Annotated in this window: 16 protein-coding genes; 7 read left to right on the top strand and 9 right to left on the bottom strand. The window is 34.8% G+C overall.

The window, feature by feature from the left end:
- The coding region (locus tag Q0A18_RS13670) for a DUF2628 domain-containing protein (protein ID WP_292010710.1) at positions 1-440 on the top strand (440 nt) is incomplete at its 5' end.
- 183 nt (positions 441-623) lie between these two features.
- Positions 624-1,658, top strand: coding sequence for a L,D-transpeptidase (locus Q0A18_RS13665; RefSeq protein WP_292010709.1), 1,035 nt, complete (start codon positions 624-626; stop codon positions 1,656-1,658).
- On the opposite strand, the gene Q0A18_RS13660 is transcribed toward Q0A18_RS13665, so the two are convergent.
- The 3 genes from Q0A18_RS13660 to Q0A18_RS13650 all read right to left on the bottom strand — a co-directional run bounded on the left by Q0A18_RS13660 (position 1,634) and on the right by Q0A18_RS13650 (position 4,269).
- The gene (locus Q0A18_RS13660; RefSeq protein ID WP_292010708.1) at positions 1,634-2,179 is read right to left on the bottom strand and encodes a hypothetical protein; all 546 of its coding nucleotides are present in this window, start codon (positions 2,177-2,179) and stop codon (positions 1,634-1,636) included. The genes Q0A18_RS13665 and Q0A18_RS13660 overlap by 25 nt on opposite strands.
- Positions 2,180-2,185: 6 nt before the next feature.
- On the bottom strand, positions 2,186-3,511 hold the full coding sequence (locus Q0A18_RS13655) for a PDZ domain-containing protein (protein WP_292010707.1): 1,326 nt from the start codon (positions 3,509-3,511) through the stop codon (positions 2,186-2,188).
- Between the two features lie 119 nt (positions 3,512-3,630).
- On the bottom strand, positions 3,631-4,269 hold the full coding sequence (locus Q0A18_RS13650) for an alpha/beta hydrolase-fold protein (protein WP_292010706.1): 639 nt from the start codon (positions 4,267-4,269) through the stop codon (positions 3,631-3,633).
- A gap of 197 nt (positions 4,270-4,466) precedes the next feature.
- Here Q0A18_RS13650 and Q0A18_RS13645 point away from each other — a divergent pair, with 197 nt between their 5' ends.
- On the top strand, positions 4,467-4,886 hold the full coding sequence (locus tag Q0A18_RS13645; RefSeq protein ID WP_292010705.1) for a hypothetical protein: 420 nt from the start codon (positions 4,467-4,469) through the stop codon (positions 4,884-4,886).
- 44 nt (positions 4,887-4,930) lie between these two features.
- On the opposite strand, the gene Q0A18_RS13640 is transcribed toward Q0A18_RS13645, so the two are convergent.
- Positions 4,931-5,563 carry a response regulator transcription factor gene (locus Q0A18_RS13640; protein ID WP_292010704.1) on the bottom strand — a complete coding sequence of 211 codons (633 nt, stop codon included), beginning with the start codon at positions 5,561-5,563 and terminating at the stop codon, positions 4,931-4,933.
- Entirely contained in the window at positions 5,556-7,331 is a 1,776-nt protein-coding gene (locus Q0A18_RS13635) for a histidine kinase (RefSeq protein WP_292010703.1), read from the bottom strand. Before Q0A18_RS13635 ends, Q0A18_RS13640 begins: the two co-directional genes overlap by 8 nt.
- 394 nt (positions 7,332-7,725) lie before the next feature.
- Here Q0A18_RS13635 and Q0A18_RS13630 point away from each other — a divergent pair, with 394 nt between their 5' ends.
- Complete coding sequence (locus Q0A18_RS13630; RefSeq protein WP_292010702.1) at positions 7,726-8,133, top strand: hypothetical protein; 408 nt, start codon at positions 7,726-7,728, stop codon at positions 8,131-8,133.
- Positions 8,134-8,252: 119 nt separating this feature from the next.
- Here the strand turns inward: Q0A18_RS13630 and tyrS are convergent, their stop codons facing one another.
- Positions 8,253-9,548 carry a tyrosine--tRNA ligase gene (tyrS, locus tag Q0A18_RS13625; protein WP_292010701.1) on the bottom strand — a complete coding sequence of 432 codons (1,296 nt, stop codon included), beginning with the start codon at positions 9,546-9,548 and terminating at the stop codon, positions 8,253-8,255.
- A gap of 143 nt (positions 9,549-9,691) precedes the next feature.
- Here tyrS and Q0A18_RS13620 point away from each other — a divergent pair, with 143 nt between their 5' ends.
- Complete coding sequence (locus Q0A18_RS13620) at positions 9,692-10,258, top strand: RNA polymerase sigma factor (RefSeq protein WP_292010700.1); 567 nt, start codon at positions 9,692-9,694, stop codon at positions 10,256-10,258.
- Here the strand turns inward: Q0A18_RS13620 and Q0A18_RS13615 are convergent.
- Together Q0A18_RS13615 and Q0A18_RS13610 are read right to left on the bottom strand one after the other, a co-directional pair.
- Positions 10,255-10,443, bottom strand: a complete 189-nt coding sequence (locus Q0A18_RS13615; protein WP_292010699.1) for a hypothetical protein — start codon at positions 10,441-10,443, stop codon at positions 10,255-10,257. The two genes, Q0A18_RS13620 and Q0A18_RS13615, sit on opposite strands and share 4 nt — an antisense overlap.
- A gap of 88 nt (positions 10,444-10,531) precedes the next feature.
- The gene (locus Q0A18_RS13610; RefSeq protein ID WP_292010698.1) at positions 10,532-10,885 is read right to left on the bottom strand and encodes a hypothetical protein; all 354 of its coding nucleotides are present in this window, start codon (positions 10,883-10,885) and stop codon (positions 10,532-10,534) included.
- A 112-nt stretch (positions 10,886-10,997) separates the two neighbouring features.
- Between Q0A18_RS13610 and lipA the strand changes: the two genes are divergently transcribed.
- Entirely contained in the window at positions 10,998-11,864 is an 867-nt protein-coding gene (lipA, locus tag Q0A18_RS13605; RefSeq protein WP_292010697.1) for a lipoyl synthase, read from the top strand.
- Positions 11,865-11,898: 34 nt separating this feature from the next.
- Here lipA and Q0A18_RS13600 read toward each other — a convergent pair whose 3' ends face one another.
- Positions 11,899-12,750 carry an AraC family transcriptional regulator gene (locus Q0A18_RS13600; protein WP_292010696.1) on the bottom strand — a complete coding sequence of 284 codons (852 nt, stop codon included), beginning with the start codon at positions 12,748-12,750 and terminating at the stop codon, positions 11,899-11,901.
- A gap of 199 nt (positions 12,751-12,949) precedes the next feature.
- On the opposite strand from Q0A18_RS13600, the gene Q0A18_RS13595 reads away from it, so the two are divergent.
- Positions 12,950-14,110, top strand: a complete 1,161-nt coding sequence (locus tag Q0A18_RS13595) for an MFS transporter (RefSeq protein WP_292010695.1) — start codon at positions 12,950-12,952, stop codon at positions 14,108-14,110.
- The last annotated feature ends 160 nt before the right edge of the window (positions 14,111-14,270 follow it).

Raw genomic sequence — 14,270 nt, 5'->3', positions numbered from 1 at the left:
TAAATATACACATTATGGAAGAAAAAACAACTGAAGCAGTTATTAATCCGACATGGGATCCCGCAAATTATGATGAAGTATGGAATGAGAGATTTTCATTTTTTCAAAAACATGGAGCTCCTGGTACTCAGGAATACAAAGAAGCTTATAAAACAATAGAAGGCTTTATTAATAAACTTAGAATCAATATAAACTTTTATGCATTATTCTTTGGATTTATTTATTATTTCATTAAAGGAATGTGGAGAGGGGCTTTGCTTCTTATCGGATTAAATGTTTGTATTTTCATTGTTACCCTATTCCTTCCTCGCGGCGTAGCAGGAGGTATAGGCGGTGCTTATGCTATATTGTGCGGAATGACCGCCAATTATGCTTATTACAGAAAAGAGGTCTTAGGGGATGACGATTTTAATATTTTTAAAGGAATGAGATGGATCTAAATATCCTCTGAATTAATAAATAAAAAAGGAGTAATGAGTTATTTGTTACTCCTTTTATTTTTAGAAATAGGAAAAGATAGAGAATTTTTGTAGAAAATTTTCATGAAAATTATTTTTCAAGAAAATTCATTTAAGGTCTGATATTTGCACTAACTGGCAAAACTAAATGATCAATTGGAATTTATGAATAGATTATTTATGAGAAAATCATTTCTCTATACCTTAGCCATCACTTTATTCTTGGTTTCTTGTAAGAAAGAAAACGAAACTACCAATACTAATACTCAAGAAAATATACCATCTACAGAAACTGTTCCTATGGGGGACAACGACTCCATCAAAAAGGATTCTGTAATAGAGGTGGTAAAAGAATCTGTTTCCCCTATGATTCAGGAAAATGGATTCTACACTGGACTTGTTCTTCCCAAAGATAAAAAACTGAGAGATTCTGTTTATGCAGAATTCAGCAAGAAATATTCTGAAAGAGAGCGTTATACTATTTTAGCTTTAAACCGTCTGGACTCTAAAAGTAAATGGAATGCTGACACATTAGTCGTTCCTACTAAGATAGACACTACTATGATGGCGTATTCTCCTTTTCCGATGCAATTGGATGTGCTGAGTAACGTTAAGAAGTTTGTCGTATTTTCTTATCCTATTCAGGCTTATGGAGTATATTCCAACGGAAGCCTGGTAAAATGGGGACCCACCAGTATGGGAAGTAAAGCTGCAAAAACGAAAACCGGACTAATGTTTGCCAACTGGAAAAAGAAACTGGCTATTTCTACGGTAAGCGACGAATGGAAACTTCCCTATAATGTAAATGTTCATAATACATTGGGGATTGGATGGCATGAATATACTTTACCTGGTTACCCTGCTTCCCATTCATGTCTTAGGTTGTTGAAAAAAGATGCTCAGTGGTTATATTCTTATGCTGATACCTGGATTCTAAATCCGGGAGGTACTACTTTAAAAGCTAACGGAACCCCTGTAGTTATTTTCGGCGAGTATCCGTGGGGTGGAAGAAAGCCCTGGAGAAAGCTGTTGAATGATCCTAATGCCAATAACATTTCAGTAGAGGAGATGACTCAGCTGATTGAGCCTAATATTGAAAAAATTATAAAAGAGCAATCTAATAGGGAAAGAGTTGCAGATTCTATTAAAACTGCTAAAGCTTTAGCCGCTCCTGCTCAGGCAGAAGCATCCGGATCGTGATTCTTTTTCTCAAATTGTAAAGTAGATTCTTCTGCAAACTTTCTTAGCTTCTGCATTTCGTCTTTGGCTTTATGCTGTCCGAACTGGGCTGCAGCATAGGTAAGTCCGATGCATATTAGCATGGTAAATGAAGCATTAAGAGCCCATGGAAAATCATTGCTATGGATTTGCCTTTCTACATAGAACATTGTGATAAAAGTCATCCATAAAACACTAAAGAGAAAGTAAAGGAACATGAAGAATGTCCATACAGCAGAGCTTGGTCCGAAAACTCCCCTTACAACGGTAGTACCATCTTCAGTTTCGGTTCTTAAGGCAAGATTGGGTTTCCAGTAATTATTATCCTGATTTTCAACACATATGGTGGCTACTTCTTTATTGATATTTCCGGAAAATTCATCTTTATGCTCATTCAGGTATTTTTTTAAGCTTTCGGCATATTCTTCTTTGCTTAAATGTGTGAACATTTTAAACCGGGGCCTGGTTCTTATTTTGTCTAAAGTGGTTTCTTCTGTTTTCATAATAATTTATTTTTGATAAGGGATCGGGTCTTCTAATGTAAAGCTTAAAGTTAACAATTCTTTTTTTCGCTGAATAAGTATTGTTATTGTTTTCCCTTCATGAGATTTCATGAGTTCAGCTATTTTTTCAAGCGTCATGTCTGATGTCTTGTAGCCGTTGATGCTCAGAACCTTATCATCCTTTTGTAATCCTGCTTTGTAGGCAGGAGAGTCTTTTCTTACTCCAGCTATGGAAAACAGGGGTTTAAGTGTGAATTTATATTGAAGATTGTTATTCATCACATGAGTTTCATTGGTAGATGACGGGATATTTTTAGTTTCTACCTTTACAAGATCCTGTTCCCACTGTAGTCCGTCCTGTTTGAAATCCAGTCCGCTCATGTTGAAGTTGAAAGGATCTTCATAATTTCTGTTCTTTTTTAAGTAGATCTTTTCATTCTGATAATCAAAAACAACAGTAAAGCGCTTCATGATGCCTCCGCCAATGGATCCTTTTCTGTCTTTCGCCAGGTTGATATGCTGTATAGAGAACTCATCAGGCATAGCCGTAAGAGGTTTTTCAAATCTGAAATTATTTAAATAAAGTGCATGAATCCTGCTTCTTTTACCATATACATCTCCATTAAAACCTCTTCCTAGAAAATCATCAATATTGGGGCGGTTATAAACAAAGTCCTTAATTAAAGTAGGAAATAGCCAGATAGGATCACTATTTCCCAGGTCAATTAACAGTTTGGATCTTTTTCTTTCATTGGTCATTTCTATATCTGCATGGATGTAGGGTTTGCTGTTTTCTATGGAGATAGGAAGTTCAGTGAATTTTCTTACTCTTTTTTTTAAAAGTTTCTCATTGTGGAATAGGGTAATTTTTTTAGCAGTATAATCAATTAAAACTCTCTGGTTTTTGAAAAAATGATATCCTATTATCCCATTAACAGGGATTCCTACATGAGAGGAAATATTAAACTCCTGATCTACAATGATGAAAAGAGAAAGAGATTTATTCATCAGATTATTACCTATTTTCCCAATATTATTATCGGATCTGAAACCATCAATACTTACACTTCCGCCCAAGCCTGAAAATTTGATTTTTTCCAGATGTGTCAGTTTCAACTCTTTATTTTCGAGGCTGAAAATAGAGGTTTCCTGAACTCCAGTATCCAGTAAAAAAGTAAGATCAGCACCATTGATGTTTACCGGAATGAAAATAAGATTGTTGATCAGCTTAAAAGGAATTGTTGTTTTCTGGGAATCGACAGGCTCAAAAGTGTTCTGGGCATTTGAAAAAATGCTTAAAAACAGTATCCATATGAAATAGATATATTTCATTTAATGAATTTAATAAAATTAAATGATATGTAAATAAAAAGCATTCTAAAAATAAAGAATGCTTGTGTATTTTTTAATTGATATTAATAAATAGTGTTTTTTCTGTAATTTATAAGGTTTTATTTGGAAAAAAACTCCATAAGATCCATATAGTTTTTCTGATTAACTCCGTGGCCGCTCATATATTCCCGGAAGGAGAAATAGTATCCTAAATCATAGAGCAGATCTGCAGCTTTTCTTCCCCATTCTAAAGGAATGACAGCATCTTCGGTCCCATGAGAAATAAAGAAACGAACATGCTCAAGCTTTTTCTTATCTTTTACAATATGATCCAGAATCTTTGGTTCCGGATAAGAGCTCATACAGGCAACATATTTAAACATTTCCGGATATTGAAGGGCAAGCGCATAGCTTAAGATTCCTCCCTGGCTGAATCCGCATAAATGAGCTTTAGCATCCATTAATCCATAATGATTAATAATTCTCAGCATACTCTCGAGTAAAGCATTTAAGGATTCTTTTGCTTGAGGAACGTCAATGAAATTTTCAGGATTATTAAAATCTATATCATACCAGGAAAATCCTTCGAACTGAGTATCTCTCGGAGCTCTGAAACTTACTATAATCCAGTCGGACGGAAGTGTTTCCCTGAAATTGAAGAGGTCTTGTTCATTACTTCCATACCCATGAAGCATGAAGAGAATGGGAGTGTCCGAAGCAATATTTTCCGGTTCTCTTACCAAATAATTTAAATCCATATGCAAATATATTAATTTATACTATTGAAGTAAGAAATATGAGGCAGATGGAGATTTTCAAATTTAACAAATACACAAAATGATATTTTTATCGAATCGATATTATTTGGAAATCATTATTGGAAATTTTTCAAAAAACATATTTTTATATTGATAAAAAACCTATATTTGGAAGATTAAAAAATCTATTTGGAGAAATGAAGCAATTTTACAAATCAAAAAGTTTATTTAGACTTTCCTTTTTATTCGTAGCATTATTTTCACTTATTACCGTTGTTAATTCATGTAAGGATGATGACGAGGAAGAGTTCCAGGATCACGTAGTACAGTTTGAGGTTAAAGGATCTCAGAATGTTGTTTTTAAAACTGTTGTAACACAGGTGGGTACTGACCAGAACACGATCTATGATCCGACGGGTACGCTTTGGACAAGCGGAGAATTTTTTGTAAGCTCAAGCCAGTCACAACTTAATTTGGCAGCGAATGCTGAGCTTCCGAATCCGGATTCTCAATTAATAGTAAGCATCTGGATAGATGGAGAAGTTGCAAAATCTGATACGGTTACAGGAACGGGTACTTTAAGTGCAGCCGTGACTCACAGCTTTTTAGAATTATAAAATAAACAGAATACTCATATGAAAACCGCCTTTAGGCGGTTTTTTTATTTTTCGATTAAATGGTATTGCAAAGCAAAGGTGATTAATTCGGTAGAGTTTTTTGCTTTAAACTTTTGTAATAAGTTTTTCCGGTGCGTATCTATAGTTAAAGGGCTGAGAAATAATTCTTCGGCAATATTAATACTGGTTTTTCCGGATGCTAGTAGCTGTAAGATCTGTTTTTCTCTTTTGGTAAGCCTTGGAATATTCAATTCACTTTCAGAGGGTTTACCGATGATTTCTTTGGTTTCCTTACAAAATACAATGTTCCCGGAAATGGCTCCTTTAATACAATCTATAAGCTCCTCAATACTGATGTTTTTGAGCAGATATCCACTCGCTCCGTTTTGAATACACTGCATAACAATATTTCTTTCAAATCGGTTACTGAACATTATTACGATAGTATCGGAAGATATTTTTTTAATTTTCCTACAAAGCTCAATACCGTTGATATCGGGTAAGTTTACATCCAAAAGGATAATATCTACTTTATTAGACTTGATACAATGTAAAACCTCCGAGCCGGAAGTAAAGTTTTTGATAATATTGAAAATGGGATGTTCCTTCATCATCATCTTCAGCCCTTCAATGACGACAGGGTGGTCATCTACAATCAGAATGTCAATCTTATTCACTCTCCTTTGTATTTAATTCAATAGTAATGGCTGTTCCCTCAGCATCGGAATTGATTTCGATTTGCCCTTTGAGATAATCCACACGGTTTTTGAGGTTGTGAAGCCCCATGCTCTTAGTCTTTATGTGATCAGTTTCCCGGAACCCTTTTCCATTATCTTCTATGGTGATCATGAAATTATCATTGGATTGAGAACATTGTAAAAGGATGGTGTTGGCTTCCGAATGTTTCACAGAATTGGCAAGAAGTTCCTGAATGATTCTGTAAATATTCATTTGGATATTGAGGGTAAGTTCTTTGCTGATCCCGATCAGCTGACAATCAATATGGAGGTCTTTTCTGGTATAGAATTCACATAAGTCCTCAAGGGCGGCTTCTAAACCTGAATTTAGTAAAGCTTCAGGCATTAAATTTCTGGCGATATGACGGAGTTCATTAACGGAGCTATCCAGTTGATGGATAATTCTGAGTAGACTTTCCTGATGATCATTATCCAAATGGGTTAAAGACCAGGAAGAAAGATTAATTTTGACACCGGCTAGCATTCCCCCGAGTCCGTCATGCAGATCACGGGCGATACGTTCCCTCTCTCTTTCCTCACTCTCCATAATTGCTTTGGTGAGATTGAGTTCTTCTTTTTGTTTGATATCGGTAATCTTCTGTTGAAGATTGATCTCTTTCTGTTCGGATATTTTTCTGTTCTTTTTGTAAACGATAAATATGAAAATAAGAAGGCTTAAGAATAAGAAGGCAGCTAAACCTAATATCCATAAATAAGAATTCTTTTTATTCATTAAGAGTTCTTTATCTTTCTTTTCCGCATTAAGAGTGGCTATTTTTTTCTCTTTTTCAGAAGTATTAAATTTAGTTTCCAGTTGGTTGATTTTCAATTTTACATTTTCGGCATTCAGGCTGTCACTTAATGTGGAATATTTTTTCTGCCAGCTCAATGCTTCCTGAGGATTTCCCATCAACTCATTGATGTTTGATAAAAGATAATAAATAGTTTTTCTATTATTGGCTTCTCTTATAAGAGTTTTTTCTGTTAAAGTACTTTCCAATACAGCTTTTGCTTCAGTATATCTGTTGAGTTTTCTGAGAATGTCATATTTATTCACATAAAACATTTGAGTATATATGTTCTGATTATGTTTTTTTGAATAGAATAATCCTTTCTCAATCATAGGGAGTGCTTCCGTATTTTTTTGTTTTGTAATAAGATAAAGGGCTTTTATATAATAGAATAGTGTATTATAGGAAGACTCAGGATAGGGAACTATAAGTTTTTCTGCTTTATCGATATATTTCTTTGCTTCATCTCCTTTAGCCTGATAACAGAAGTTGGAGGCGGTATGAAGATAAGCTGTGAAGAGTTCTGAAGATTTGGGAGCTGTTTTTTCAAGAAGTCCAATGGCCCTTTGGTTATAATAGTTAGACTTTTCAAACTCGGCATTGTAAGTGAGAATAATGGCAAGTTGTGAATATAAGTATCCTAATCTAGGGTTTTCTGTGTATTTTTCAACTGTAGGTATACTTTTTTCCAATAAGATTTTTACTAAAAAGGGATATCCTTCCTTATCCTTTTTTACAACCCCATAATTATACCAAGATAAAGCCTGAAAAAAATGAGATTCTTCTGTTTTAAATTTCGGAAATAATAAGAGGGCTTTCTGGTAGGAAATCGCAGCTTTTTGTGGATTACTTTCCTGGTAGTAAAATCCTTCATAATAATAGTATTTTGCTAATACATAAGGATCTTTCTTAGCCAATATTTTTCCCTTTTTAAGATATTCCTTACTTACAGCGGAGTCGGTATTTCTATAGTAGGCAGAGAGTAAAAAGTTAGCATTAGATTGTTCAGGATTATGAGAGGAAACTTGTTCTAAACTATCTACATAATGTTTTTCATTGAGGGGACTTAGTCGTTGAGCCGGTAGAATATAGAATATTAAAATAAAAAAAAAGGATTATTAGTTTCTTCATTGTGTTTAACAGTTTTAGTAAGGTGTAAAAAAAAATCAATTTAGTTAAAAGTATAATAATAAAAAATACCTAAAAACTGGTATATAAAAATACTGATTTTTTGGGATTGAAAATGGTTCTCTGCCATGATAACTTTGCAGAAATTTATTAATATACAAAACTATCAAATAAATGAAAAAAATGAATTTAAAACTAATTTTTAAAAGGACATTTATGCTTTTATTGGCCACAATGTTCTTAGGGCTTGTAAGTTCGTGCAGTGACGACGACAATACAGGGAGTGGAAACTCCGGTGGAACTCACAAAGTAGTATTTAAAGCAGTAGCGTCTGAAGGAAGTAATGTGACTTTTACAATATATTCTGTTGGTAATCAGTCTACTTCTGCTTCAAGTCTTAGTGGGACAACATGGTCTAGCCCTGAAATTACTATTCCTGCAGGCACTCAAACAGTATATTTTACAGCAAGTGCAGATGGGGCAAGTGCTTCATCAACCTTAAAAGCGCAGATCTATGTTGATGGTGAACTTAAAGCAGAAGGTACATCCAGTGGGAAATATCTTTCCGCAGATACTCTTTATGATTTTTAGGACTTAAAATACTTTCTATATAAAAACTGGAAAATAAGTTGAAGATAACAGAATGACTTCTTGAAATACGACTTCTTGTTATTAAAAAAGGCAGCCAAATTTTGACTGCCTTATTTTTATTAGATCACTTTTACGATAAAGTAACTTTTTTTCCCTTTTTGCAGTAACAGGAATTTTCCGTCTATCAGATCATTTTCATTAGCGGTGAAAACCTCGTTTACTTTTTGTTTATTCACAGAAATTGAATTTCCTTTTAATTCTCTTTGGGCTTCACTTTTAGATTTTAGGAATCCAGATTTTTCAGAAAGCAGATCTACGATATTTACTCCCAATACATCATCTTTTGAAACTTCTTTCTGGGGAACTCCATCAAAGATTTCCAAGAAAATTTCTTCATCCAGACTTATCAGATCTTCAGCGGTAGAGCGTCCAAATAGAATCTCAGAAGCTTTTAAAGCTTTGTCATATTCTTCTCTTCCGTGTACCCAAACAGTTACTTCTTCAGCCAGCTTCTTTTGAAGCTTTCTTTCATGGGCAGCCGTTTTATGTTCCTCAATTAAGGCTTCGATTTCTTCTTTTCCTAAAAATGTGTAGAATTTGATAAATCTTTCTGCATCTTCATCTGTAGCATTCAGCCAGAACTGATAGAATTTATAAGGGGAAGTTTTCTTTTTATCCAGCCAGTAATTTTCACCACTTTCAGATTTTCCGAATTTTGAGCCATCTGCTTTAGTGATCAAAGGAACGGTTAAAGCATAAGCTTCTCCCTGAGCCTTTCTTCTGATAAGTTCAGTTCCCGTGGTAATATTACCCCATTGGTCAGAGCCTCCCATTTGCAATTTCACATTTTTAGCCTGATACAAATGAAGAAAATCATATCCCTGAATAAGCTGATAAGTAAATTCAGTAAAGCTCATTCCGTCAGCACCTCCGTCACCCGAAAATCTTTTTTTAACAGAATCTTTGGCCATCATATAATTAACCGTAATATTCTTTCCTACATTTTTAGCAAAATCAAGGAAGGAAATATCTTTCATCCAGTCATAATTGTTAACCATTTCTGCCTTATTAGCTCCCTCCCCTTCAAAATCTAAAAATCTTGAAAGCTGGTTTTTTAAACAATCCACATAATATAGAAGAGTCTCTTCATCCAAAAGGTTTCTCTCCGCAGATTTTCCTGAAGGATCACCGATCATTCCGGTAGCACCTCCCACTAAAGCCATTGGCTTATGGCCGTGTTGTTGGAAATGAGCAAGGATTTTTATCTGTATAAGACTTCCTATATGTAAAGAATCGGCAGTGGGGTCGAACCCAATATATGCTGTAGTTACCTCTTTATTCAGTTGTTCATCAGTTCCGGGCATCATATCGGCAAACAGACCACGCCATTTTAGTTCTTCAATAAAGGAATTCATTGTATTGTATTTAAATTAATTTGACGTTGCAAAGATAATAATTTCCCTATTATACGATAATTGATTTATTGATAATCAATACTGAAAATATCGTATAATAGTGCACGGTTTTTGTAGGGTTATTTTTAATATATTTGTTTGAAATGAACGACGAGCAACTATTTTCACTGATTCAGAAGGCGAAAGAAAAAGATCAGAAAGCCCAGACCAGGCTTATCAATGTCTTTTGGGTCGATGTCTTCTCTTTTGTTATGAAAAAAGTAAAAGATGAAAATGATGCAGATGAGATTACAGTAAATGTCTTCTCAAAAGTGTTGTCGAAGCTGGATATGTATGATCCCCACTTTCAGTTTAAAACCTGGGTTCTTACCATTGCTCAAAATACCGTGATTGATTTCTGGAGAAAAAGAAGCCGGGAAAACCAGGATATGGATGTTACGGAGAATCTTGAAGAAGTAAAGAATCAGTTTGCCAAATCTCCTGAAGAATTAATGATCTCCGATGAAGAACATCACAAGATCGTGAAGGTGATAGAGTCTCTGGATGTAAATTATCAGGATATTATAAAGCTTCGTTTTTTTGAAGAAAAAAGTATTAAAGAAATCGCTGAAGAGCTTGGGATTTCCGTTGCTAATACTAAAGTGAGGGTAATGCGCGCAAAAAAAGTTCTTGCCGAATTGTTGAAAGACGGGGAATTTGAAGAGGATTAAATATAAACTTCTCTTTTAGTTTTTGGAAGTATGATTTTCCGGTCCTCATTATTTCTGTTTTCTAAGTTAATTTTTAACCCTTTTTTGATGTGAATTTCCTTTTCTGAGTTACCATTATAAGGATCATCGGTACTTTCTACCTCTTTGGTGTAAACCAGTTTTCCTGTAGAAAGATTAAAATCCACATTTACCCCATTCAGGCCTTCCGTAGATAGAAGTATATCCGATCAATTCAAAATGTCCGTTCTGGAATCTGTATTTGTCTGTATATCCTCACTTCCAGGCACTTCCTCCGGATTGGTTTATCAGTAAAATTCCATTTTTGATTTTTGTTTCTCCATAAGGATCTCCCATCATTCCGCCACCTTCACTGGATAATATCGCTTTGGTGGATTTTTCTAAAAGTGTCCACTTTCCATTAACTTGTTTGAGGATCTGTATTTCCCTGATATTTCCTAACATTTCCTGGTCTTTGCTATTGTAAATAATTACTTCCTCTGGAACCTGATCTTCATCTAAATCACCGTCTATGGTTTCAATAATTTCTGAATTAGCGGACTGAAATTCTTTTTGGGCAAGAGATAGTGTACTGAAAATAATAGACAAAAGGAAAAGCATCTTCTTCATTGGTGTATTTTAGTAGGTTAAATTTACGATATTTTGCATGATTACTTCCATCAATTTTTCCGTTAGATGGTTTCCATGAAAAATTCCTTAACTTTGAATTTCAATTTTAGAAATGGAAAATTCAGTTCAAGATACAACCGTTCAAAAACCAAAATGGATCCGTGTAAAACTTCCTACCGGGAAAAATTACAGAGAACTAAGAACTTTGGTTGATAAATATAAATTAAACACGATTTGCCAGAGCGGAAGCTGTCCTAATATGGGAGAATGTTGGGGAGAAGGTACTGCAACCTTTATGATATTGGGAAATATCTGTACCAGAAGTTGTGGATTTTGTGGAGTGAAAACAGGAAAACCTCTTGATGTAAACTGGGATGAACCGGAAAAAGTTGCCCGTTCCATCAAATTAATGAAGATCAAACATGCCGTGCTTACTTCTGTAGATCGTGATGATCTGAAAGATATGGGATCCATTCTTTGGGGAGAAACTGTAAACGCAGTAAGAAGAATCTCTCCAGGAACGACCATGGAGACACTTATTCCGGACTTTCAGGGGATTACAAAACACCTTGACAGATTAGTGGAAGTAGCTCCGGAAGTTATTTCTCATAATATGGAGACGGTAAAGCGTCTGACAAGAGAAGTGAGAATTCAGGCTAAATATGAAAGAAGCCTTGAAGTACTGAGATATCTGAAAGAAGCGGGGCAAAGAAGAACAAAAACAGGAGTAATGCTGGGGTTGGGAGAAACCAAAGATGAGGTTTTTCAAACTATTGAAGATATCAGAAATGCAAATGTAGATGTGATTACATTGGGACAATATTTACAGCCAACGAAAAAACATTTACCAGTAAAAAGATTTATCTCTCCGGAAGAGTTTGAAGAATATGGAGATTTTGCCAGAAACTTAGGATTCAGACATGTAGAAAGCTCACCCCTAGTGCGAAGTTCCTATCATGCTGAAAAACATATTCACTAAAAATTTAAATCGCTTCGAAATGGAAGCGATTTTTTTAATTCATTATATGGCTGTGATTCTTTCTGAATTCCGAAGGAGTTTCCCCCACATGTTTTTTGAATAATTTATTGAAATAGGAAAGGCTTTCAAATCCTGCCAAAAAACAAACTTCTGTTACCGATAGATCTTTCAATAAAAACCTTTTGGCATGATTGATCCGGTAATTATTAACAAAATCAGTAAAAGTCATATTGGTTTGCTTTTTAAAATAACGGCAGAAAGCAGGAGTACTTAAGTTGACTATATTTGCAATAGTATTAACATTCGGTTTTTTATCATAATTCTCATTAATATAGTCATAAATTGTACCCATTCTGATTTTATCATTTAAGAACCATCTTATGCGGGTGTCTTCACTGTTCAGCTCTTTTACGTCGGGAGAATGGGCGAGGAGCTGCAGGATTTCGAAAGTTTCCATGAGGGCTTCGAAATTATCTTTTTCTCCGATGGCATACATCTTTTCCACTACTTTCTTTTTAGTTTCTCCGGAAAAAGATAATCCCAAATAAGACCGTTCAATAAGCTTTTGGATATTTTCAAGTTCAGGAGCACTGAATAAAGGATTTTGGAAAAAATCTTCGCGGAATTGTAAAACCAATTGTCTGCATTCAGTCTGAATACCATAATCGAAATTGAGATGAGGAACATTTGAGCCTATCAGTAACAGGTCACAATCCGTAAATGTAGAAATATCTTTTCCGATATGTCGTATACCATTTAACGCTTCTACATACACCAGTTCTACTTCAGGATGATAATGCCAGAAAAAGCAATTTTTAAGTGAAGGAGAAAAAAGCTTGAATGACTTTTCCTTTTCAAAATGAATAATTTCTTTCTGAATCTTCATTTGGTTCTATTTTGATATTTGTTGAAGTAAAAATAGATAAAAAAGGTTAAGATAGAACAAAAATATATCATTTGTGTTGAAGTAAAAACCAATATTTATTTTCATTTTTGTGCTTCTTAATAATTATCGAATCTAATACTGAAGACGTATAATTGAAGTGAAGTATGTTTTAGTATTGAATTTAAATTAACCATTGGAGATGATTGATAAAAGAATTATACCTCTTGCCATAGGTGGTCTTGGGATTGGGACTACCGAATTTACGATTATGGGATTGTTACCGGATATAGCAAAATCTTTACAGGTAAGTATTCCGGAGGCCGGACATTTAATTTCAGCATATGCTTTAGGAGTAGTTATTGGCGCTCCTTTGCTGATAGGGTATTCAGTTAAGTTTCCTCCAAAAAAGGTTTTAATAGCCTTGATGATTCTTTTTACATTGTTTAATGGATTATCTGCTGCAGTATCTGATTATGTACCTATGCTTATTATCAGGTTTATGTGCGGGCTGCCTCATGGTGCTTTTTTCGGGGTAGGTACTGTAGTAGCTGCCCGTATGGCCGGTGTGGGTAAAGAAGCTCTGTATATATCCCTGATGTTTACCGGACTTACGATTGCCAATCTGGCGATGGTCCCACTTGTAACTTATATAGGGCATACCTTCCATTGGAAATGGTATTTTGTAATTGTAGCAGCTATAGGTTTACTGGCATTATTATTTCTTAAACTTTGGCTTCCTGAATTGCCTAAAAAAGAAGATAGTCACTTTTTAGAAGAGCTTAAGTTCCTTAAAAATAAACAGTCTTGGATGATCTTAATGATTACGGCTATCGGTTTTGGAGGACTTTTTACATGGTTCAGTTATATTACTCCTCTGATGACTGAGATGGCGGGAATCAAAGGAAGCCAAATGGCGTATGTAATGATTCTTGCAGGAAGTGGAATGGTAGTAGGAAATTTATTGGGAGGATTTATAACTGATAAATTCGGGGCTGAAAAAACCAGTCCATTTTTACTGTTTTTAATGATGGTAGCATTGACAGGGGTATTTTTCTTTTCGGGTTATCAGATTCCTGCACTTGTATTAACATTCACTTGTGGAGCTTTATCAATGTCCGTTGCGGCACCTATTAATATCATGATGATGAAAGCCGCTCCCAATAGTGAGATGATGGGAGCAGCTTTTATGCAGGCTGCTTTCAATATTGCAAATGCATTGGGTGCGCTTTTAGGAGGTATTCCTTTGGAGTATGGATTATCTTATAATTATCCTTCCTTGGTAGGTGTAGGTATGGTTTTCATTGGATTATTGATTTGTTTCCGGTATTTATATTTATTCGGTCCAAAGAGATCTGCTTAATCTGTACGAGAAAAACAGGAAAAGAAATGTATTTCTTGTGATCAATAAAAAAGAAGACTGTCTGAAAAGGCAGTTTTTTATTTTTTAGATTAATTCAGACTGAAATTTTGGCTTTTAACTCTTTGGAGTAATAGTAAGGATAGTGTGTCAAGTACGGATT

This window comes from Chryseobacterium sp. (assembly GCF_022712095.1).
In the GTDB taxonomy this organism is placed as follows: Bacteria; Bacteroidota; Bacteroidia; order Flavobacteriales; family Weeksellaceae; genus Chryseobacterium.
This window is presented reverse-complemented; position numbering and strand designations above follow the sequence as displayed.